We start from the raw sequence: 21,246 nt of genomic DNA, 5'->3' as shown, positions 1-21,246 counted from the left end.
GAACTCCATGTCCACCTGGCTCATGATAAGAAGTAATCTTACCAGGAGAAGGTCTAAAGTTCATATGAGGATCTTCAGCATTTATTCTACATTCAATTGAGTGTAATTGAGGTGTGTAGTTTTTACCAGAAATTGGCACACCAGCAGCAACTAAAATTTGCTCACGAATTAAATCGTAATCAACTACTTCTTCAGTAATTGGGTGCTCTACTTGGATACGAGTATTCATTTCCATAAAGTAGAAGTTACGGTGTTTGTCTACTAAGAATTCAACAGTTCCAGCTCCTTCGTACTTAATAAACTCAGCAGCTTTTACTGCAGCTTCACCCATTGCATCACGTAATTCTTCCGTCATGAATGGAGAAGGAGTTTCTTCTGTTAATTTTTGGTGGCGACGTTGTACTGAACAGTCTCTTTCAGATAAGTGACAAGCTTTACCGTAAGCATCACCTACTACTTGAATTTCAATATGGCGAGGTTCTTCAATTAACTTCTCCATATACATATCGTCATTACCAAAAGCAGCTTTTGATTCTTGTCTTGCAGAATCCCAAGCATCTTTTAAATCTTCAGCTTTCCAAACAGCACGCATTCCTTTACCTCCACCACCAGCAGAAGCTTTTAACATTACTGGGTATCCTGTTTCTACAGCGATTTTTTCACACTCTTCAAAAGTGGTAATTACACCGTCACTACCTGGTACACAAGGTACACCAGCAGCTTTCATAGTAGCTTTAGCGTTCGCTTTGTCTCCCATACGGTCAATCATTTCAGGAGAAGCCCCAATAAATTTAATATCGTGCTCTTCACATAATCTTGAGAATTTAGCATTTTCAGCTAAGAACCCGTATCCTGGGTGAATACCGTCTGCATTCGTAATTTCAGCAGCAGCAATAATGCGATCCATTTTTAAATATGATTCGCTACTTGGTGCAGGTCCAATACAAACAGCTTCATCTGCAAACCTTACGTGTAAACTTTCAGCATCCGCTTTAGAATAAACAGCTACTGTTTTTATCCCCATCTCTTTACAGGTTCTAATTACACGAAGTGCGATTTCGCCTCTATTGGCAATTAATATCTTTTTAAACATACTTTATGAGTTTATGAGTTTATACGTTTAGTGGTTGATGAGTTTAACAATACCTACTATTAAACTTCCAAACTTTTAAACTTTCTAAACTAAATGTTATGATGGGTCTACTAAAAATAATGGTTGATCAAATTCTACTGGAGAAGAATCGTCCACTAATACTTTAACGATTTTACCAGATACTTCTGACTCGATTTCGTTAAATAACTTCATTGCTTCGATAACACATACAGTGTCACCAGCATTTACAGTACTACCAACTTCAACAAATGAAGGTTTATCTGGAGATGGTTTACGGTAAAAAGTACCAATGATTGGTGATTTTATAGTTACATATTTTGAGTCATCTTCAGTGTTAGCAGAAGCGGCTGCAGGAGCAGGAGCTGCTTGTTGTGCTACTGGGGCTTGAGCAATCATTTGTGGTGCAGTAGCCATAGGAGCAGCTGCTTGGATAATTGTAGTTTCAGAAGCTTCGCCTCCAGTTTTAATGGTGATTTTAATATCCTCCATTTCTAGTTTTACTTCACTTGCACCTGATTTTGCTACAAATTTTATAAGACTTTGAATTTCTTTAATGTCCATTTTCCTAAATTTTAGTTGTTCAGTTATGAGTTATACGCCCATTTTAAGTAGATAGATCCCCAAGTGAACCCTCCACCAAATGCGGCAAAAATTAAATTATCTCCTTTTTTTAACTCTTTTTCATAGTCGGCAAGTAATAACGGTAAAGTTGCAGAAGTAGTGTTTCCGTACTTATGAATATTCATCATTACTTTTTCATCTTCTAGCCCAACTCTATTTGCTGTAGCTTCGATGATTCTTTTATTAGCTTGATGTGGAACTAACCACTGAATATCTTCTTTTGTTAAGTTGTTTCTGGTTAACATTTTCTCAGAAACATCTGCCATGTTAGACACCGCAAATTTAAACACTGTTTTTCCTTCTTGATGAACAAAGTGTTGTTTGTTTTTAACAGTTTCTTCTGATGGAGGTAAGATTGATCCACCAGCTTCAATTTTTAAGAATTCGCGACCAATACCATCACTTCTCAAGTATTCGTCTTGTAATCCTAAACCATCATTGTTAGGTTCAAATAATACAGCACCGGCACCATCACCAAAAATAATACAGGTAGCTCTATCAGTATAATCGATAATTGAAGACATTTTGTCTGCTCCAATTAATAATACTTTCTTGTAGCGACCACTTTCAATATACCTTGCGGCAGTTGACATACCATATAAAAAGCTTGAACAGGCTGCTTGTAAGTCATAAGAAAAAGCATTAACAGCTCCTATTTTTGAAGCAGTATAAGCGGCTGTTGAAGCAACTGGTAAATCAGGAGTAGCAGTGGCTACAATTACCATTTCGATGTCTTCTGGATTGGTGTTTGATTTTTGCAGTAAATCTTCTGCTGCTTTAATGGCCATGAAAGAAGTTCCAAGACCATCTCCTTTTAGGATTCTTCGTTCTTTGATTCCTGTTCTACTAGTAATCCACTCATCATTGGTGTCTACCATAGTCTCTAGCTCCTTATTGGTAAGAGCATACTCAGGAAGGTACTTTCCTACTGCTGTTATAGCTGCAGTTATTTTAGTCATAGTTGTTTGTTTTGTCGTAAAACGAGTTTTCAAAGTAATGAAAATTATTTCACTTTTTTATAGAAAAAAGCATCAAAAAGAGTATTTTTTGATGAAAAAACATAAAAAAACCCTCAAAATAGAGGGTTTTTTTATGTTTTTAAACTAGTTCTTAAGCCTCAGCAGCAGCGCTTTCTAATACTACTTGACCTCTGTAATAAAGTTTACCTTCATGCCAGTGAGCTCTGTGGTATAAATGAGCTTCTCCAGTTGTAGGATCAACAGCTATTTGAGGAACAGAAGCTTTATAGTGAGTTCTTCTTTTGTCTCTTCTAGTTTTAGATATTTTTCTCTTTGGATGTGCCATTTTATGTCTTATTTATCTGTTAGTAAATCCTTTAATTTATCCCATCTAGGGTCTGTTGATTCTTCTTCAACAGTTTTCTCTTCGTTTATTCTTAATTCTTCTAATTTCTTTAAAGCATCTGATTGCATTGAACCATCTGTTACACTTGGGTGTACTCTTTTGGTTGGTACCGATAACACAATTAACTCATATATGTATTGTGCTACATTAATTTGATAAGCTTCATATGGAAGTATCAAAATTTCATCATGCTCGTCATTAAACTCAGGTCCAAATTTAACAACTAAATTCAAACTACCATCAATTGGAAGGTCAAACGGTTCGTTAGTGACATCACATGGAACATTAACAGTTCCATTTATAGTAAAAGAAAGCTCAAATAAAGTGCTTTTTTTTACAAATGTAATATCAGCTTTTATGTTAGCGTCATTAAATTCATCAAATTGAAATGCTTCAAAGAACGTTTTGCCAATTTGATATTCAAATAAATGACTTCCTTCTTTTAAACCTACAAAAGGTATGTTGAATTCTTTTAAGTCTTTCATCTACAACTATCAATTTGAGCGTGCAAAGATATAAAAAATGTTTTTATTTTTATATTTTGTACAAAAAAAATAAACTATTTTACGTTTAAAGCATTATCAGTAAGTTCCTGATACTCTTTTCTGTTCTTAAATATTTGTAATGAGGCAAATAAAGCTTCTTTAAATGAGGTTGCATTTGCTTTATTTTTACCTGCAATGTCAAAACCAGTTCCGTGGTCTGGTGAGGTTCTTATTTTATCTAAACCAGCAGTGAAATTCACACCATTTCCAAAAGATAAAGCTTTAAAAGGAGCCAATCCTTGGTCGTGATACATGGCTAATACGCCATCAAACTGCTCATAGGTTTTAGAACCAAAGAAACCATCAGCAGCATATGGACCAAAAACTAATTTTCCGGTTTCTTTAATTTCTGCAATTGTAGGACGAATAATTTCATCATCTTCAGTACCAATAATTCCATTATCTCCACAATGTGGATTTAATCCTAAAACTGCAATTTTAGGTTTGTTAATGTTGAAATCTTGTTTTAACGAATTGTACATGATATCAACTTTAGATTTGATAAGTTCCGGAGTAATGGTTTCCGCTACTTTTGAAACTGGGATGTGACCAGTTATCAGACCAATACGTAACTCATCTGTCATCAAAATCATCAAGCTCTTTCCTTCTAAGTTTTCTTCTAAATATTCTGTATGACCAGGAAAGTTGAACTCTTCTGACTGAATATTTTCTTTACTAATAGGAGCGGTAACAATTACATCAATTTGATCATTCTTTAAAGCAGATACCGCTGCTTGTAATGATTTTAATGCATATTTACCTCCCTCTTCAGTAAGTTTTCCTATATCAAATTTAACTTCTTCCTTCCAAACATTCAATAAATTGATTTTACCATGAACAAGTTTGTCAATAGAGGTAATACCATGGATACTGTTGTTAAGGTTCAAGGCTTTTTTATGGAAAGAAATTAATTTGTTTGAAGCAAACAAAACGGGAGTACAAAAGTCTAGCATTCGTTTGTCTTCAAAAGTTTTTAAAATAATTTCGATACCAATTCCATTGATATCTCCAACAGAAATTCCAACAATAATTTTGTTTGCTTTATCCATAGTATACTTTCGTAGGTAAAGTTGTATTTTTGATGCTAACAAAAGTAACTAAATTTTATAGAATGTTTACCGGAATAATAGAAACTCTTGGAATTGTAAAAGGTATTGAACGTGAAAAAGAAAACTTACACCTTACAATTCAAAGCAATATTACTAATGAGTTAAAAATAGATCAAAGTATAGCACATAATGGTGTTTGTTTAACTGTTGTAGCTATTGATAAAGATGAATATACTGTTACTGCCATAAAAGAAACCTTAGATAAAACTAATATTGGTGATTTGCAAATAGGTGAAGAGGTAAACTTGGAAAGAGCTATGAAATTAGGAGCTCGTTTGGATGGTCATATTGTGCAAGGTCATGTAGATAGAACAGGAACCTGTAAAAATATAGAAGATGCAGATGGAAGTACTGTTTTTACTTTTTCATACGATTTTGATGGAAGTAATATTACGATTGAAAAAGGTTCAATTACGATAAATGGGGTGAGTTTAACGGTGGTAAATTCTAAAAAAGATGAATTTAGTGTGGCAATTATACCATATACTTTTGAGCATACTACGTTTAAAAACTTCAAAATAGGTAGTAAAGTAAATTTAGAGTTTGATGTTGTAGGAAAATATGTAGCTAGACTTTATGGGTTAAGAGAATAGAGTTAACATTCAAAAAATTGCATTAAAACATGAAATTATTTAAATCTATTGCCTTGTGTTTTTCAGGAGGTGGATATCGAGCAGCTTGTTTTTCTCTTGGAACTTTGTCTTTGCTAGAAAAAGTAGGGCTGTTGGAAAATGTAAAAGCTATTTCTACAGTATCTGGTGGAACTATTACAGGAGTTAAATATTCAGAATCTCAAATAGAAGGAAAAAATTTTCAAACGTTTTTTGATGAGTATTACGAATGGTTGAATAAAGATGAACTAGCGGGTAATGCGCTTGATCATTTAAGATCTCCTTTAATATGGAATCAACCAGAAAACAAACACAAGAGAAAAAATCCAATCAATGCTTTTGCGATTGAGTATAATAATTTTACAAATCATACAACCTTAGGGCAGATTCAAGATGTAATAAGCGAAAGAAAAACGCATTTAAAAAGAGTCGTTTTTAATGCTACGGATTTTGATAGTACACACCAATTTAGATTTCAGAATATAGAAGGAAATAGAAAAAGGTTTGGAAATAGTAAAATACACAGTAATTACAAAGGGGTAATAGATGATATCAAATTAGGAGATGTCATTGCTGCTTCAACAGCTTTTCCTGGAGGATTTGAACCTATGGGCTTCCCGAATGATTTTAGCCCTATACATAATGACTTGGAAGAAATAGGGTTAATGGATGGTGGTATTGTAGATAATCAAGGAGCATCTGTTTTTGTATCTGAAACACAAAATAAGTGTGATGAAAAAAATGAAGACTATGATGTGTTCTTTTTATGTGATGTTTCATCACCATACCCGGGAGAGGGATTTAAATTTGCTTCAGATTCAAAGTTTAATGTGTATGTTTCTTATATATCAAGTGCATTCACTTTATTATTTGTGTTATTAACTACTGTGTTTTTTGGTGTGCAAAAGTGGTGGATTCCGTATACAATAAGTGTAGTTATACTAGCATTTTTAGCTTGTATTCACTTTTTGTTTTTTTCTCTTTCTAAATTAATGCAAAATGAAACAGGAATAGATCAAAAACTATATCTGCCCCCAAGACGAGTAGGTTTTTATATACTCAACAGAGCAAAGTCTCTGATGCGTATGGCAAGCGTAGTTTTTCTTAAAAATGACAGAAGGCAACATGCGTATGCAATTTACAATGCTTTTCCAAATAAGATTATAACATCTACGGTGTATGAGTTAAGATGTAAAGATCCGTCAGGAAACCAGACAACGCAACCAGAGAATGAGAAAAGGTGGAAAGATATTGTTGCTCACACAGGTGAAATAAGCCAAGCAATTATTGATAATTCGAAAAAAAGCACATCGTTTGGTACCACTTTGTGGTTTACTAAAAAAGATAAAGCAGCAAATATGTTAGATACTGTTGTTGCTTGTGGAGAATATACCACATGCTATAATTTATTAGCATACATGATTGTTCAGTATGGAGAAGAGGTGAATACAATACCTCTTTTTAATGAGTTATTACTTTTATGGAAAGAGTTTCAGAAAAATCCAAAGTTTTTAATAGAGCAACGAAAAAATAAAACCTCATAAATAATTTATGAGGTTTTATTTTTTTTATAGTACTAAGACTTTAACAGTATTGACAATCGTCTTGATAATTTTGTTTTTAAAGTGCCCTAAACTAATTTTTGAAACACCCACAGCTTGTAGAGCTTTAAGATGAAATAAATCTTTTTGACTTTGCATTAACCATTCAAAATCGTCTAACGTAAGTTTTCCTTGTTTTAATAAGGTAGTCCATCTTTCAAGCTTGTCTTTAGATTCGTTTAGAAAAGCAGTAATGTCTTTTTTTGATTCTTGTGAAAACTCACTAAACTTATCATTAAATAGTGTAAGTAACGATTTTTTTAATTCTTGTAATATTTTTTCGAAATCCATAGCGAATTAATTGTTTGAAAGAAGTTCTAATAATTGATTTTTAGTGGCAGGTTCTTTTTTGCTTTCATATTGCAGTAACAAGTCAAAAGCCTCTGTAATTTGTCCTTTAGCTTCTGTAATAAAAAAAGAAGATAGTTTATCTTTCTCTTCCCAACGTTTCAAAAAACCAGCAAGTAAGTTTTTGTCTTCATTAGCTATAAGTAACCACATTTTATAGGTTATTTCATTGTTGGGTTTGTATTTTTCATATTCAACAATTTTAGCAATTTCACTTTTCAATTCCTGAATTTCAGAGATGTTTTCTTGATAAGGATTCTCAGCTTTCTCCATAAGATGGGTAGCATCAATTTTTATTTCAATAGTTTTTTGAAATGAGTACTGATCGTAAGGAGTTGTTTTTAGAATGCTACAAGATGAAAGAAAAGTGACAAAAAAGATTAAGAGAAAGAAGGGTTTGGCGTTTTTCATTTGACAGTTTTTATTGATTCTTATTTTTTTTAAGCAAGTAAATTTAATGATTTATGAATTAAATTAGAGAGAAAAAAGGCTTAGAAAAATGAAGTGTTTTTCTGGGGGTAATGAAAATAAAAAACCTTTGTGTGGTTTAATTACAGGCAAAATATATTTGTGTTTAGATGATAAAAATCATGAAAATCAATTGGTTATGTTCGTATCTTTATGGGGTGTGTAAAACTATAGGTTATGGATATTTCAGTTTTTTTACTAAAGTTCTGGGGGTGGTATTGTATTATATTTTTCTTTGTGTTAAGCTTTAACCCCAAAAGAATAAAGCAGATAATAAAAAATTTAAAAGATGCACGGTTCTTAATTATCATTTCACTTTTCGCTATTATTATAGGACTGCTTAATGTGTTGGTTCATAATATATGGGAGCCAAATATTAAATTACTAGTAACCTTGTTTGGTTGGTTGGCTTTAATAAAAGGCATCTTTTTATTTACTTTTCCTAAAAAAGCTATTAGTTGGCTGGAGCAAGCAAATCTTAAATTTATACAAGCTATGTATATACTGTTGTTTTTTTTAGGATTGTTTATGCTTAATGAGGCTTATGGTATTGTACCTTTTTAAGTTGAATTTAAAACAAAATGAAAAAAAAGATTCTATTATTAACGGATTTCTCAGAAGCGTCGTATGATGCAATTGCTTATGCTTTAGAATTGTTTAAAACTGAAAGATGTGACTTTTTTGTATTAAACGTTTTTAAAACAGTTTACAATTTGATAGAAGACATTGTGCCTCCTAAGCCAAAAGAAAAGGGATATGATGAGCCAAAGAAAAAATCATTGGCAGGCCTTGATAGGGTTTCAAAACGAATAGAATCCAAAGAAGAAAATAATCCTTTTCATCAATTTAATTATCTATCGTTAAATGGTAAATCATTATTGAGCATAGTAGACGAAGTTGTAGAACAAAAAGATATAGAGATGGTGATAATGGCTACAAAAGGTCTTACTGATGATGTAAGTTCTGTTTTTGGTAGTAATGCTATACAAGTGATGGAGAAGATTCGTAATTGCCCTGTTTTAGTAGTGCCTAAAGGAGCTCAGAAAAAAATACCAAAAGAAATAGTTTTTCCAACAAGTTATAGAACTCATTATAAAAAAAGAGAATTAGCGTATTTAATAGATATTGTTAGAGCCTGCAATGCATCTTTAAGGGTGTTGCACATTACTAATAATGATAATATAGATGAAAGTCAAAAGGAACGCAAAGAGATGTTAAAAGAATATTTTGAAGGGTTAGATTATTCTTTTCATTCATTGTCTTGTATTACTGTACCTATGGCAATAAAATGTTTTGTTGAAAGTAGAGATAGTGATATGGTGGCTTTTATAAACAAAAAACATCCGTTTTTTGATACTATATTCTCAAAACCATTAGTAAAAGAAATAGGGTATAAGTTAAAAGTACCTGTGTTAGTATTACATGATTTAAGAAACTAAAAAAGGGAACAATGAAAAATGTAGGTGTTTGGTTAGATAAAGAAAAAGCTCTTGTTGTAACCATTGAAAAAGGAAAAGAAAATATGAAAACGATAGAGTCTAATATAGAAACATTTCGTATTCATGGAGGCTCTGGAACTAAATTTAAAGGTGGCCCACAAGATGTAGTTCAGGACAGTAAATACCTAGAAAGAGAAAAGCATCAAACAAAAAGATATTTTAACGAACTAGCAGAAGAAGTTAATAATGCCGATTCGCTGGCGATTTTTGGTCCAGCAGAAACCTTTGAAAAGTTTAGGAAAGAGTTAGAAACTTCACATAAAGAGTTGTACGCTAAGGTAAAAGCAGTGAAAAGGGTTGATAGCATGACAGATAATCAAGTGAAGGCTTTAGTTAGAGATTTTTTTGAAAATGAAAACTAGTTCAAATAAAATATCAATTGTGAAAGCTTCTGGTGAAGTGGCGCAATTTTCGTTAGCTAAGCTAAAAAAATCTCTTAAAAGAACCGGGGCAGATGATGATGTAATAGAACATATTTTGGAAATGGTTGAAGAAGAGTTATATGAAGGGATTACTACTAAAGAAATTTATAATAGAGCTTTTGCACTATTAAAGAAAAAAAAGAGAGTATTAGCCTCAAAATATAAACTTAAAAAAGCGATATACGAATTAGGACCTACCGGTTTTCCTTTTGAACATTTTATAGGAACAATTTTAAAATTTTCAGGTTATGAAGTTACGGTTGGAGCAATTTTGCAAGGAGAGTGCGTGGAACATGAAATAGATGTTTTGGCTCATAAAAATAATGAAACGACCGTTGTGGAATGCAAGTTTCATAGCGAAAGGGGACTTGTGTGTAATGTGAAAATTCCGCTATATATACATTCTCGCTATATAGATGTAAAAAATTATTGGAATACTTTTAAAAAGCACGAAACCACTTTAACTCAAGGTTGGGTAGTAACCAATACACGTTTTACACAAGATGCTGTTCAGTATGGCAATTGTGCGGGCTTGTATTTATTAAGTTGGGATTACCCAAGCGGAAATAGCTTAAAAGATATAATTGATCGTTTAGGGCTATATCCTATTACGGTATCTACATTATTAACGAATAGAGAAAAACAATTTTTATTGAATAGAGATGTCGTATTGTGTAGAGAGTTGATTAAAGATGATTTTTACTTAGATCATTTAGGGGTTTCTGAGGTAAGGAAAAAAAGAATTCTTGCAGAAATAGGTCAATTGTGTGATAGTTAAAATTTTATAAATATGCTCAATTTTGCTAAAGTTCATTTTTTCGGAGCGGCAGGTACGGTTACGGGTTCAAAATTCTTAATACAGGCTTTTGATAAACAGCTTATGATTGATTGTGGTATGTTTCAAGGAATCAAGGAGCTTAGAGAACTGAATTGGAAAGAACTCCCAGTTGATGTAAAAAAGATTGATGTAGTATTGTTAACTCACGGACATTTAGATCATGTAGGTTTTTTACCAAGATTATATAAACAAGGGTTTAGAGGAAAAATAATAGGAACAAATCCTACATTGGCAATTGCAGAAATTATTTTAAAAGACAGTGCAAAAATTCATGAAGAAGAAGCAGAAAAGGCAGCTGAGGAAAATTATAGTAAACATAACCCTGTGTTACCTTTTTATACGGTAACTGAAGCAGAAAAAACTATAGAATTGTTTGAGGCAAAAGAAGAAGGAGAATGGGCATCATTATCAAAAGAAATATCATATAGGTTTCAATACAATGGTCATATTATAGGAGCTACTTTTATTGAGCTGGAAATCAACAAAAAAAGATTTGTGTTTTCTGGTGATGTTGGTAGAGTGAATGATTATTTATTAGCAGCACCTAAAAAGCCAGCATGGGCAGATTATCTTTTTTTGGAAAGCACGTATGGTCATAAGTTGCACCCACAAGAAGATGTTGAGGAAATTTTGTCTGAACTTATTAAAGAGACTATCGTCAACAAAGGAAATTTAGTCATACCCAGTTTTGCTGTAGAACGCTTACAAATGTTAATGTATATCTTATGGAGACTCTATAAAAAAAATAAAATTCCTAGCATTCCAATTTTTGTTGATAGTCCGATGGGGAATAATGTTTTAGAGGTTTTTAAGCGGTATCCTCAATGGCATAAATTACCAATGGATGAGTACAAAGCTATGTGTAGTCACATGAATATTATTGAATCGTATGGAGAGACCTGGGAGACTATAGATGATTCTAGATCAAAAGTAATAATTGCAGGAAGTGGAATGGTAACAGGAGGTAGGGTTTTAACCTATTTAAGTCAATTGATAGATGATCCGACAACTATAATTTTGTTAGTAGGATATCAAGCAGAAGGAACAAGAGGAAGGCAATTGCAAGAAGGATGTCATGAAATAAAGTTTTTCGGAAGGTATTTTCCTGTGAAAGCTAAGGTGAAGAGCATAGAGAGTTTATCGGCACATGCAGACCAACAAGATTTACTGAATTGGCTGAGTGAAATTAAGAATACACCAGAAGAGGTGTTTCTTGTACATGGAGAGCAAACAGCTTTGGATGCTTTAAGATTAAAAATACAGAAAGAGAAAAAATGGAATGTACTTATTCCAAAATTACATGATGTAAAAGAGTTGATTGTGTAGAACAAAATTTTTAACCATAAAAACAAACTCGATGAAAACAACAGAAGCACACTTAAAATATGTAGAATGGTTTAGTGCAGAGGATATGCACATAGCATCAAAACAATGGTTATCGGAGCTTGCTTTTTTAAAAGATGAACAGCTTTTTTTTGAAGATTTAATTAGAAAATACATTTTTGAATTAATAGACCCAGATCATTTCAAAAAAACTACTAAAATAGTAGAGTCTTTAAGTAGTTCAAGAAAGAAAACAGATGAACTGATTAAGATAGTTAAAGCTCATGAGAGAGGTTTAGAAATAATGGTAGATGGAGTAGATCAGGTAATTGAAGAGGAAGTATATAAAAATGAACATAGAAGGTTGATTATTGAGATTAGTGAATTTTTAAAAGAGTATCAGAGTTTTAAAGAAACACTTTTTGATACAATAAAAAAAATCGCTAAATCTGATAAAAAAAGGTTAAATGAATAAGTTATAGTGTACATTTATGGATTACAACAAAAAACTCGAGGTTGAATTTCAATCTCGAGTTTTTGTTATTCAATAATATAGAGCTTACCCATAAAGGTATATGTGAACTAAGAGTAAATAATTCTACCATAATATTTCTCGCCAGAAGAAAAGTAAAATTATTGTAGCTTTCTAGTTCTAAGTAGTAAAAGAAAGATATTAATTTATTGGAGTTGTTTCGGTATCTTTTGGCAATGTGGTTTTAGAAGCAATAAGTTGTTGCTTTTCCAAAGCCATAATTACTAAGTTAACATACTCATTAATCGTTTTATCGGTAGATTTTGGGTCAACGATGTCAATATATCCTTTCCAGATAAGTTCTTTGTCTTTTGTAGGACAAATACAATACATCGTAGTTTCTATATGATAAACTTTGTATTCTTGGTAATAGTCTGGATTATAGAAGATGTCCTGATACATGTAATATTCATCCTTAAATTTCTTATAAACTTCATCATCTCCCTTGTAATTTTTATTGTAAGCTAGTTTATTTTCTACTCCAATTACCTTTGACAGTAAGATAGTATCAAAACCATCTTCGATAAGTTTATTTTCTAATACATTCAGGTCATCTTCAGTCATTTTTTTTGTCTTAAAAGCTGAATCAAAAAGGGTTAAACTACTAACTGCCTCAGTTCCTCGAAGCTGTAATTCCTCTTTAAATTTGTTTTCAAACATTTGTCTAGCATCGTTATTAGATGTCAAGCCAACAACTAATATTTTATACGGTTCGTAAGTGTCAATTTCTGGACTCTTCCAGTTGTCTACTAAAATAACAGGAGAGCAACTTGTTATTAAAAGTAGAATAATAGCTAAGAATATAGTTTTCATTTTTGCTTGGTGTTATTTTAATAGTAAATTTTTGTAAGGGAATCTAGATTAAACATTCTACTTACTTTGCTAGCGTTTATAATGTAATAGTTTTGATTTTAGGTTAATAAAGTAAAAAGCAGCGCCAAGGGCTACTTTTTACTTTACTTTCTTACTTTACTTCAATAATTTTTTTTGGTTTTTCATCAGGTCCTTTTTTCTTTTGGAGATTAAGCTTTAAAATACCATTTTCGTAAATAGCTTTAACATCTTGATCTGTATTAATAGATTCAGGCAAGCTTAAAGATCGCTTAAAAGAGTTGTAACTAAACTCTTTACGAGTATAATTTTCTTCTTTTTCTTCGGCCTCGTGTTTTTTTTCTCCAGAAACGTTAAGCACATTATTATCAATAGTTATTTCGAAGTCCTTTTTAGAAAACCCTGGAGCAGCAAATTCGATTTCGAAATTATCGTCTTGTTCCTTAACGTTCATGGCGGGCATTAAACTATTTTCTTCAAAAAAATCAGTATTGAAAAAATTTCTTAAGCCCTCATTTGTCCACAAAGGAAATAGCCCTCTTTTGTCGTTAAATTTAATAAGTGACATAATTGTTAATTTTGATGTTAAACTTGATTTGAACAACTAAGTTATTAACAGAATGTCTTTTTTAAAATGATATTTATCAGTTAATTAAGGTGCTGTTTTTTGGTTAAGAGAGTTTCTTTATATAAGCATAGTATGTTTTATAGCGTTTCTGTTTTAATCGGGAATAACTAAAAAAGGTACTATGGGGTGAAATCCTATTTTTTTTATTACTGGCTCTTTAACAATTCCTTCAATAAAACCATGTTTGTAGTTTACCATGACTAGCATGTCTATTTTTAACTCTTTTATAAAATCATTTATTTCTGTTGCTTTTTTGGTGTAATTAGCCATCCAATGTAGGGTATAGGAGTAGTCATATAGATAGCCCTTCAGCATAGTTAGATTATAATTTTGCACTTCACTAAGCTCATTTTCTTCTGCTATATGTACAATCCTAATTGTAGAATCATACAATTCTGCTATTTCTTTTAATGGTTTTATTTCTTGATCTTCATAAAACCGATTAAAATCTGTAGGAAAGGCTATTTGTTTAGGAATAACAAAATCAAAGTCTTCTGGAATTACTAAAACAGGACATAACCTCAATTGTTTGATGATTTTAAGTGTATTGCTTCCAAAGAACAACTCTTTCGCCGCAGTAGAGCCTTTTGTTCCTATTACAACAAGATCTATTTGGTGACTTTTAATAGTTGTTTTTAATGCAGTTGATAAATCCTCTTTGCTTAATACAACTTTAAATTCATGATTTGCATTTGTATTTGCTGCTTGTGCCATTTCTTGTAATTCTACCAATTCTTCCATAGCATTTTCTGCTATGATATTGGAAAGTTTGGTGGTGAGATTGTACATTACAGATACACTCTTTTTTAAGGAATGAAGTATGTAAAAAGTACAAACTTCATCCGCGTATAGTTTCAATGCATATATAATGGCACTCCATGCATTATCTGAAAAATCTGTAGGTAGTAAAATGTTTTTTCGCATAACTAATAGTGTTAGAAACTAAAAAAGCATAGGAATTTTTTATTAGGCATGATGTTAATTAGTTAGGTTTTTGATGGGATAACTAAAAAAGGAATGTTTAGGTGAAATCCTATTTGATTAATTGTTGATTTAAAAAATAAGTTTTCAAAAAATGAATGCTTATTGTTAATCATTACCAGCAAATTTATACGTGTTTTTAGTTGAAAATTTGTAATAGCATCGGCAATATTTTGGTTTTTTATATCATGAAAAAGATGAGCTATATGCTTAAAAAATGTTTCTAATTTTTCACGATTATGTGTTTGTTGTTCCGATAATTCATGTTCGTAACGTACATTTAATATATTAATTCTTGAATGATACATAGAAGCAATATCTATAATAGGCTGTAGGTGCTTTTCTTGAAAATTAATTCCATAATCAGAGGGAAACAATATTTCATGAGGAGCTTCAAAAGGAAATTCACTGGGTATAGCTAATACAGGACATTTGGCATTTTTTAGAACGTGTATTGTATTTGAACCAAATAAAACCTCCTTAACTCCCGAGGCTCCTTTGGTACCCATAGCTATCATGTCTATTGCATTATCATGGCAAAGTTCACTAATTTCTAAAGGTAAAGTGTTAAATACTGAAGAAGATAAAAAATTGTGTTTTGGATTATTAAACTGTTGCTGAATTCTTTCGCTGAATTCTTTAAGTTTAGTTTCAGAAACATTTCTCATGGTATCAATCAAACTAAACTGAGCCATACTTGCACTTGTATAATCGTATTGAAAAATTATGGGTGTGTAGGTGTTTAGTAAATGAAATGTACAATCTTCATCTTTGAACAATTGTAAGGTATATGTTATGGCATTCCAAGAATTCTCTGAAAAATCTGTAGGAATTAATATTTTTTTCATGATTCCCCTTTTTAATTAGTAGCTTAAAAATACGCTATAAAATATAGGTTAGCCATGATATATATCAGGTTTACTATGCTAACAATATTTGCTAGTGTTCAAATTGCATTTTTGAAGCACTTGATAGTTTTTAGCTCCATATCTATAAATAGTAATCCCTTTAAGTTCGTATTCCCAGGCGGTTTTGTAAATTTTTGAAATGTCATCAACAGTAGCTTGTTCGGGTAAATTAATAGTTTTAGAAACAGCGTTATCTGTATACTGTTGAAATATTTTTTGATGTTTTAAGTGGTATTGCCAAGGAATTTCTAAGCTAGTTTGAAAAATAGATTTCACTTTTTCAGGAATTGTATTTATATTTTTAATACTTCCTTTTTCCAACACTTCCTTTTCGAGTTCATTATTCCAGAGCTTTAATTTTTTCATTTTTTGAATAAAGGACTCATTTATTTCAATTTGAGTTTGATTATCAAGGATGCCTACTCTTTTATAAGCTAAAGCAAATAAAGGTTCAATAGAGTATGTTGTATTAGCGATTACGGAAATAGTTCCAGTAGGGGCAATACTGTTACAGGTAGCATTTCTTAAGGGAGTCTTGGTAAGAGTACTCTTCCTCCAATTAGGGAATGGATCTTTTTCTTTAGCTAAATTTTCAGAAGCTTTATAACTTTCATTTTTAATAAAGCTCATTAGAGTTTCTGCTAAACTTAGTGCTTCTTTTGAAGCATAGGGTATCTCCAATAAAATTAACAATTCTGCCCATCCCATAACTCCTAAACCAATTTTTCTATTGGATTTTGTGATAGCTTCAATTTTTGGTAGTAAATAATAATTGGTTGTAATAACATTGTCTAAAAAACGGATGGCTAGGTGAATGGTTTCAGAAAGACAGTTCCAGTCTAAAATATAATTACCATTTTTTACAGCAACCATTTTTGACAGGTTTATAGAACCTAAATTACAGCTTTCGTAGCTTAATAAAGGAACTTCACCACAAGGATTGGTAGCTTCTATATGCCCAATAGTTGGTATTGGGTTATTTTTATTTATTGTGTCTAAAAAAATAATTCCTGGGTCTCCTGTATTCCAAGCTTCATTGATAATAAGTTCCCAAAGTGATTGAGCAGATATTGTTTTACTTACCTTTTTTGTCCTAGGATTAATCAATTGCCAATTTTGATTGTTCTTAAGAGCAATCATAAAAGCATCAGGAATTCCTACAGAAATGTTGAAATTTTCAATTGCTTTTTTTGAAGACTTTGACTTTATGAATATTTCAATATCAGGATGATCAATGTTGAGAACTCCCATGTTGGCACCTCTTCGTTTTCCTCCTTGTTTTACATATTCTGTAGCGGCATCGTATATTTTTATAAAAGCAACGGGTCCAGATGATGTGCCGCTATTAGAACTAACTAAGTCTTCTTTGGGGCGTAGTTTGGAAAAATTAAATCCTGTACCACCTCCACTTTGGTGTATTAGCGCAGCGTTTTTTAAGGTAGTAAAAATACTATCCATACTATCTTCTATTGGTAATACAAAACAGGCACTTAATTGTCCTTTTTTGTTTCCTGCATTCATAAGGGTAGGAGAATTGGGTAAGAATTTTAAACTGTTTAAAAGGTTATAAAACTGTTGTTGGTAAAAAGTATTTTTCTTTTCACAGCTTGAAATATGTTTTGCCACTCGTATAAACATTTCATTGGGAGATTCTATTAACCTCCCCTTTTCATCTTTTAATAAGTAGCGGTTTTTTAGAATTTGAATAGCATTGTTGGTAAGTGCATTCATATTCATGTACAAGTTTAATTTTTATAAATATTATTCATGAAGAACCAAAAAAGGAATATCTGTATGATAACTTATTTGTTCAGTTTTAGTATGAAATAGAATTTGTTGGAAATAATTTAAATTCTTGGCAACCATTGCTATTATGTTAATATTTCTACTTTCAACAAAACATTGTATTCCTTTTTCTACCTTCTTATTGGTTAAAAAGTGGTAGCTATAATCAAAACCATCAAAAAAATCACCTATTAATTCTTTGCAAGCCTTTTGGTCACTATTTAATTGTTCTTCTTTATGACCAATATGAAGAACACGTAAACAAGAATTATTACTTTTTAAAATATCTAAAATGGGTTGTAAAATTTGTATATCATATGAAATAGCAAAATCAGTTGGGAAAGCTATTTCTTTTGGTACTGAATATGTAGCATTTTTTGGGACTACCAATGTGGTACATTTTACTTTGGTTATAACATCTCCAGTATTACTGCCAACAATAAATTCTTTTAAGGCAGTGGCTCCTTGAGTGCCCATAATTATTAGGCTTATTTTTTTCTCTAAAACATGTTTTCGTACAGATTCTATAAAAAAACCATAATTGGTAAGTGTATAAAACTTATGCCTTTTGTTATGAGGTACTTCTTTAGAAATTTGTTTTAATATTTCTTTTAATTGTCTTTTTGCAGGTTTAGTGTATAAATCTTCGATGGTTTTTGAGTCGGGCCAAAGAGCATCTTCTTCTTGGAAGTCGCTTATGTGGTTATTAACGTGTAGTATGTAAAAATTACAGCTTGTTTCAGCAAAAAAATCAAGTCCATATTTTAGCGCATTCCATGAATTTTCAGAAAAATCTGTTAGAAATAAAATATTCTTCATTATTTAAATTTCTCTTTTTACCAGAGTAAATCTAAAAGGAAAATACTTCTCAAAAAATGATATTAGTCATAACCGTATTTATACTAAGAATCTTAACAGATATATTGAAGTTTTTCAATGTCTATAATTTTTATATTTCTTCCCTCAATCTCTATTATACCTTGTTTCTTTAAGTTAGACATTGTTCTGATTAAAGTTTCGGTAGCAATTCCAGCAACACTAGCTAAATCACTTCGTGAAATACTTATAGGGTCTTCTGGTTTACGGTTTAGTTTTTCAGCAAATTTAAGAATGGTAGATGCCGTTTTTTTGTGTACAGAACTATATGCCATTTGTAGTAGTTGGTCTTTCATGTCCTTAAGACTATCTGTTAATAGTTGGATGAGTTCTAAAGTTACTTTATGGTTTTTATTTAAAATTTCTTTAAGCTCACTTTTATGAATGCTTATTACTTGAGCATTTTTTATAACTGTAGCAGTCTCTTGGTATGGAATGTTTTGGATAAAAGAGGTATATCCAAATAAGTCGTTTTCTTTATATAATTCGGTAGTTAATTCTTTTCCTTGTTCGTCAAGTTTGTGGCACTTAATAACACCTTTTGTTACCAGATAAATTAAGTTGGAATTGTCCCCTTCGTTATAAACGATATCGTCTTGTTTGTAATTAAGAATGGAGCCATTTTTTTCTAAAAAAACTTTTAAATCGTCTAAGGTTCGCATTTCTTCTACATTATTATGCGTATTATCTTGAGACACTTCTCGCTCTTCCTTTAGTATAGCAGCTTTTGCAATACGACTTTCTATTGTGTTGATAAGTTCTTCTTCATTAAAAGGTTTGGTAAGGTAATCATCAGCTCCCATATTCATACCTTTTCTTATATCTTGTCGTTCTGTTTTTGCCGATAGAAAAATGAATGGTATGTACTTTGCTATGCTATGTTTTGTTAATTCTTGAAATACACTATAGCCATCCATTTCTGGCATTAAAATATCGCAAACAATTATATCAGGAAGCATTTTAATAGCTTTATCTACGCCAATTTTTCCATTAGAAGCGGTTATTACTTCGTAGTTTGAGAGTTCCAATAGTTCTGAGGTGTTTTCTCTTAAAATAGTATCATCCTCTATTAATAGCACTTTTTTCATGATTTTGCACTGTTAGGTAGTTCTATAGTAAAAACAGTTCCTTTCTGTTCTGTACTATCAAAATAAACTTTACCGCTTAAATTTTCCATATGGTCTTTAACAATATTTAACCCAATACCAGTTCCTTGAGTTAGCAAAGCATTTTTTGCTCTAAAATAACGGTTAAATATATTTTTTTGATCTTCTTGGGGAATTCCTATACCGTTGTCTTTTACTTTAAATACTGTTTTAGTATCATCTTGAGTAATTGAGATGTTTATTTCAGTATTTTCTGACGAGTATTTTACGGCATTATGTATCAAGTTAGATAAAGCTAGTTCTACAATTTTTTCATCTTGATATAAAGAATAAGAGTCTATATCTTTTGGGTAATTGATCTTTTGCCCTTCTTTCAGTAGCATATTGGCATTATAAACAACTTCATTGACTACCTTGCTTAACTTAAATGTTGTTGGAGAGTATTTAATTTTACCTTTTTCAAGCTTCTCCATAGTTAAGAAGTCGTTTAGTATGTTGTTGAGGTAGTGTACTTTATCTGATATGGTTTTAATATGTTTGTCACGTTTCTCTTGCTGTTCTGTTAGTTTATACTTACTTAATAGTATGGCAGAGGTTAGAATACCACTTAGAGGAGTTTTGAATTCATGAGAAACTAAAGAAAGAAATCTAGATTTTAGTTCATTAAGGTCTTTCTCTTTTTTAAGTGCCAATTTAGCTTCTTTCTCAGCCTTAACACGTTTTTTGTTCTCTGCTTCCAATTCAAGAACCATATTTTTTAATTCATAGGTTCTTTTTGAAATTTTTTCTTCTAGGTTTTCATTTAATGATTTAATTTTTTGTTCTTGCTCTTTACGGGTTGAAATATCGATAACTAATGCCATAACATATTTTTCACCATAAATAGAGAAAGGATTTAAACCAGCTTCTACAGGAAATACACTACCATCCTTTCGGACACCAAAAATATCTCTACCTTGTCCCATTTGACGACGTTCCTGTTGTTTCATAAAGCTTTTAAAATGAGTTTGATGTTCTTTATGATGGTTTTTGGGAATTAAAGTATCAAGAGGTTGCTTTATAAGTTCTCCTTTGTTATAACCAAACATTTTTTCAGTAGCATCATTTACCTCAACAATATTCTGATGGCTATCAACTACTATAACACCTTCAGAGATTGAACCCAAAAGAATATCAAAAATATCTTGATCTTGTTGAAACATCATAGTTGTGTTAGTTTGATGATGGGTTTAATTTACTTAAAATTAGAATAATAACCAAGGTGCTTCTATGATAAAAGTAGAATTTGAGGTTTGGTATTGATGATTTATATCATGTATAAGTGTTTGTAAATCTTCTATTTTTGTTTTTGCCATAAAACGGTTTTTAGTAGAAGAGAAGTAAGGTTTGTGTAAATTAATGTCGTAATGAAAAGTAGTTTTAATGCAATTATAAATTCAGAAAAGTTAGTTTTAGTAGACTTTTTTGCAGATTGGTGTGGTCCTTGTAAAGCATTAGCACCTATCTTAAAACAGGTTAAAGAAGAGCTTGGAGATACTGTTAGGATAGTGAAAATAGATGTAGACAAAAATCAATTATTAGCTGTTAAATATCAGGTAAAAGGAGTTCCAACCATGATTTTATTTAAAAATGGTACCCCAATTTGGAGGGAATCAGGTGTACTTCAAAAAAATGATATTATAAATATGATTAGATCAAATTAAAGAAGTAAGCTAAGTTCTAATAGTATTTTTTA

At 31.3% G+C, this 21,246-nt stretch carries 25 protein-coding genes; 9 read left to right on the top strand and 16 right to left on the bottom strand.

Annotated features, from left to right (window positions below; genetic code table 11):
- The 6 genes from ACQY6M_RS07495 to pdxA all read right to left on the bottom strand — a co-directional run.
- A partial coding sequence (locus ACQY6M_RS07495; RefSeq protein WP_428744939.1) for an acetyl-CoA carboxylase biotin carboxylase subunit occupies nt 1-1,093 on the bottom strand: 1,093 nt, incomplete at its 3' end.
- A gap of 96 nt (nt 1,094-1,189) precedes the next feature.
- Nucleotides 1,190-1,675, bottom strand: a complete 486-nt coding sequence (gene accB, locus ACQY6M_RS07490; protein WP_428740998.1) for an acetyl-CoA carboxylase biotin carboxyl carrier protein — start codon at nt 1,673-1,675, stop codon at nt 1,190-1,192.
- Nucleotides 1,676-1,698: 23 nt separating this feature from the next.
- Complete coding sequence (locus ACQY6M_RS07485; RefSeq protein WP_428740999.1) at nt 1,699-2,694, bottom strand: beta-ketoacyl-ACP synthase III; 996 nt, start codon at nt 2,692-2,694, stop codon at nt 1,699-1,701.
- A gap of 151 nt (nt 2,695-2,845) precedes the next feature.
- Complete coding sequence (gene rpmF, locus ACQY6M_RS07480) at nt 2,846-3,040, bottom strand: 50S ribosomal protein L32 (RefSeq protein WP_047789948.1); 195 nt, start codon at nt 3,038-3,040, stop codon at nt 2,846-2,848.
- Between the two features lie 8 nt (nt 3,041-3,048).
- Nucleotides 3,049-3,585 (bottom strand): YceD family protein, encoded by a 537-nt coding sequence (locus ACQY6M_RS07475; protein WP_428741000.1) that lies wholly within the window; start codon nt 3,583-3,585, stop codon nt 3,049-3,051.
- 74 nt (nt 3,586-3,659) lie between these two features.
- Complete coding sequence (gene pdxA / locus ACQY6M_RS07470) at nt 3,660-4,694, bottom strand: 4-hydroxythreonine-4-phosphate dehydrogenase PdxA (protein ID WP_428741001.1); 1,035 nt, start codon at nt 4,692-4,694, stop codon at nt 3,660-3,662.
- A 62-nt stretch (nt 4,695-4,756) separates the two neighbouring features.
- On the opposite strand from pdxA, the gene ACQY6M_RS07465 reads away from it, so the two are divergent.
- Nucleotides 4,757-5,347, top strand: coding sequence for a riboflavin synthase (locus tag ACQY6M_RS07465; protein ID WP_428741002.1), 591 nt, complete (start codon nt 4,757-4,759; stop codon nt 5,345-5,347).
- A gap of 29 nt (nt 5,348-5,376) precedes the next feature.
- Nucleotides 5,377-6,909, top strand: coding sequence for a patatin-like phospholipase family protein (locus tag ACQY6M_RS07460; RefSeq protein WP_428741003.1), 1,533 nt, complete (start codon nt 5,377-5,379; stop codon nt 6,907-6,909).
- A 24-nt stretch (nt 6,910-6,933) separates the two neighbouring features.
- On the opposite strand, the gene ACQY6M_RS07455 is transcribed toward ACQY6M_RS07460, so the two are convergent.
- The gene (locus tag ACQY6M_RS07455) at nt 6,934-7,257 is read right to left on the bottom strand and encodes a hypothetical protein (RefSeq protein WP_428741004.1); all 324 of its coding nucleotides are present in this window, start codon (nt 7,255-7,257) and stop codon (nt 6,934-6,936) included.
- Nucleotides 7,258-7,263: 6 nt separating this feature from the next.
- The gene (locus ACQY6M_RS07450) at nt 7,264-7,725 is read right to left on the bottom strand and encodes a hypothetical protein (RefSeq protein ID WP_428741005.1); all 462 of its coding nucleotides are present in this window, start codon (nt 7,723-7,725) and stop codon (nt 7,264-7,266) included.
- Nucleotides 7,726-7,959: 234 nt separating this feature from the next.
- Here ACQY6M_RS07450 and ACQY6M_RS07445 point away from each other — a divergent pair, with 234 nt between their 5' ends.
- From ACQY6M_RS07445 to ACQY6M_RS07420, 6 genes are read left to right on the top strand one after another with little or no spacing between them, the layout of a single operon-like run.
- Entirely contained in the window at nt 7,960-8,346 is a 387-nt protein-coding gene (locus ACQY6M_RS07445; protein ID WP_428741006.1) for a hypothetical protein, read from the top strand.
- A gap of 17 nt (nt 8,347-8,363) precedes the next feature.
- Nucleotides 8,364-9,221 (top strand): universal stress protein, encoded by an 858-nt coding sequence (locus ACQY6M_RS07440; protein WP_428741007.1) that lies wholly within the window; start codon nt 8,364-8,366, stop codon nt 9,219-9,221.
- 11 nt (nt 9,222-9,232) lie between these two features.
- On the top strand, nt 9,233-9,643 hold the full coding sequence (locus ACQY6M_RS07435) for a hypothetical protein (protein ID WP_428741008.1): 411 nt from the start codon (nt 9,233-9,235) through the stop codon (nt 9,641-9,643).
- Entirely contained in the window at nt 9,633-10,481 is an 849-nt protein-coding gene (locus ACQY6M_RS07430; RefSeq protein WP_428741009.1) for a restriction endonuclease, read from the top strand. Before ACQY6M_RS07435 ends, ACQY6M_RS07430 begins: the two co-directional genes overlap by 11 nt.
- Nucleotides 10,482-10,493: 12 nt before the next feature.
- The gene (locus ACQY6M_RS07425; protein WP_428741010.1) at nt 10,494-11,867 is read left to right on the top strand and encodes an MBL fold metallo-hydrolase RNA specificity domain-containing protein; all 1,374 of its coding nucleotides are present in this window, start codon (nt 10,494-10,496) and stop codon (nt 11,865-11,867) included.
- Between the two features lie 31 nt (nt 11,868-11,898).
- Entirely contained in the window at nt 11,899-12,339 is a 441-nt protein-coding gene (locus tag ACQY6M_RS07420; RefSeq protein ID WP_428741011.1) for a hypothetical protein, read from the top strand.
- A gap of 198 nt (nt 12,340-12,537) precedes the next feature.
- Here the strand turns inward: ACQY6M_RS07420 and ACQY6M_RS07415 are convergent, their stop codons facing one another.
- The 8 genes from ACQY6M_RS07415 to ACQY6M_RS07380 form a co-directional block, all read right to left on the bottom strand.
- Nucleotides 12,538-13,209 carry a hypothetical protein gene (locus ACQY6M_RS07415; RefSeq protein WP_428741012.1) on the bottom strand — a complete coding sequence of 224 codons (672 nt, stop codon included), beginning with the start codon at nt 13,207-13,209 and terminating at the stop codon, nt 12,538-12,540.
- 151 nt (nt 13,210-13,360) lie between these two features.
- On the bottom strand, nt 13,361-13,795 hold the full coding sequence (locus tag ACQY6M_RS07410; RefSeq protein WP_428741013.1) for an Hsp20/alpha crystallin family protein: 435 nt from the start codon (nt 13,793-13,795) through the stop codon (nt 13,361-13,363).
- 153 nt (nt 13,796-13,948) lie between these two features.
- Nucleotides 13,949-14,779, bottom strand: coding sequence for a universal stress protein (locus tag ACQY6M_RS07405; RefSeq protein ID WP_428741014.1), 831 nt, complete (start codon nt 14,777-14,779; stop codon nt 13,949-13,951).
- Between the two features lie 62 nt (nt 14,780-14,841).
- A complete protein-coding gene (locus ACQY6M_RS07400; RefSeq protein ID WP_428741015.1) occupies nt 14,842-15,684 on the bottom strand; it encodes a universal stress protein in 843 nt (280 codons plus the stop codon).
- Between the two features lie 78 nt (nt 15,685-15,762).
- On the bottom strand, nt 15,763-17,481 hold the full coding sequence (locus tag ACQY6M_RS07395) for an adenosylcobalamin-dependent ribonucleoside-diphosphate reductase (protein WP_428741016.1): 1,719 nt from the start codon (nt 17,479-17,481) through the stop codon (nt 15,763-15,765).
- 24 nt (nt 17,482-17,505) lie between these two features.
- On the bottom strand, nt 17,506-18,348 hold the full coding sequence (locus ACQY6M_RS07390; RefSeq protein ID WP_428741017.1) for a universal stress protein: 843 nt from the start codon (nt 18,346-18,348) through the stop codon (nt 17,506-17,508).
- A 92-nt stretch (nt 18,349-18,440) separates the two neighbouring features.
- Nucleotides 18,441-19,493: a response regulator gene (locus ACQY6M_RS07385; RefSeq protein ID WP_428741018.1), complete on the bottom strand. Its 1,053-nt coding sequence runs from the start codon at nt 19,491-19,493 to the stop codon at nt 18,441-18,443.
- Nucleotides 19,490-20,713 (bottom strand): PAS domain-containing sensor histidine kinase, encoded by a 1,224-nt coding sequence (locus ACQY6M_RS07380; protein ID WP_428741033.1) that lies wholly within the window; start codon nt 20,711-20,713, stop codon nt 19,490-19,492. Before ACQY6M_RS07380 ends, ACQY6M_RS07385 begins: the two co-directional genes overlap by 4 nt.
- Before the next feature lie 204 nt (nt 20,714-20,917).
- Here ACQY6M_RS07380 and trxA point away from each other — a divergent pair, with 204 nt between their 5' ends.
- Nucleotides 20,918-21,214 (top strand): thioredoxin, encoded by a 297-nt coding sequence (trxA, locus tag ACQY6M_RS07375; RefSeq protein ID WP_428741019.1) that lies wholly within the window; start codon nt 20,918-20,920, stop codon nt 21,212-21,214.
- Nucleotides 21,215-21,246 lie beyond the last annotated feature (32 nt).

The organism is Tenacibaculum sp. (assembly GCF_050290165.1).
Lineage (GTDB): Bacteria > Bacteroidota > Bacteroidia > Flavobacteriales > Flavobacteriaceae > Polaribacter.
The sequence above is the reverse complement of the archived record's forward strand: the minus strand, read 5'-3'. Positions and strand labels throughout refer to the sequence as shown.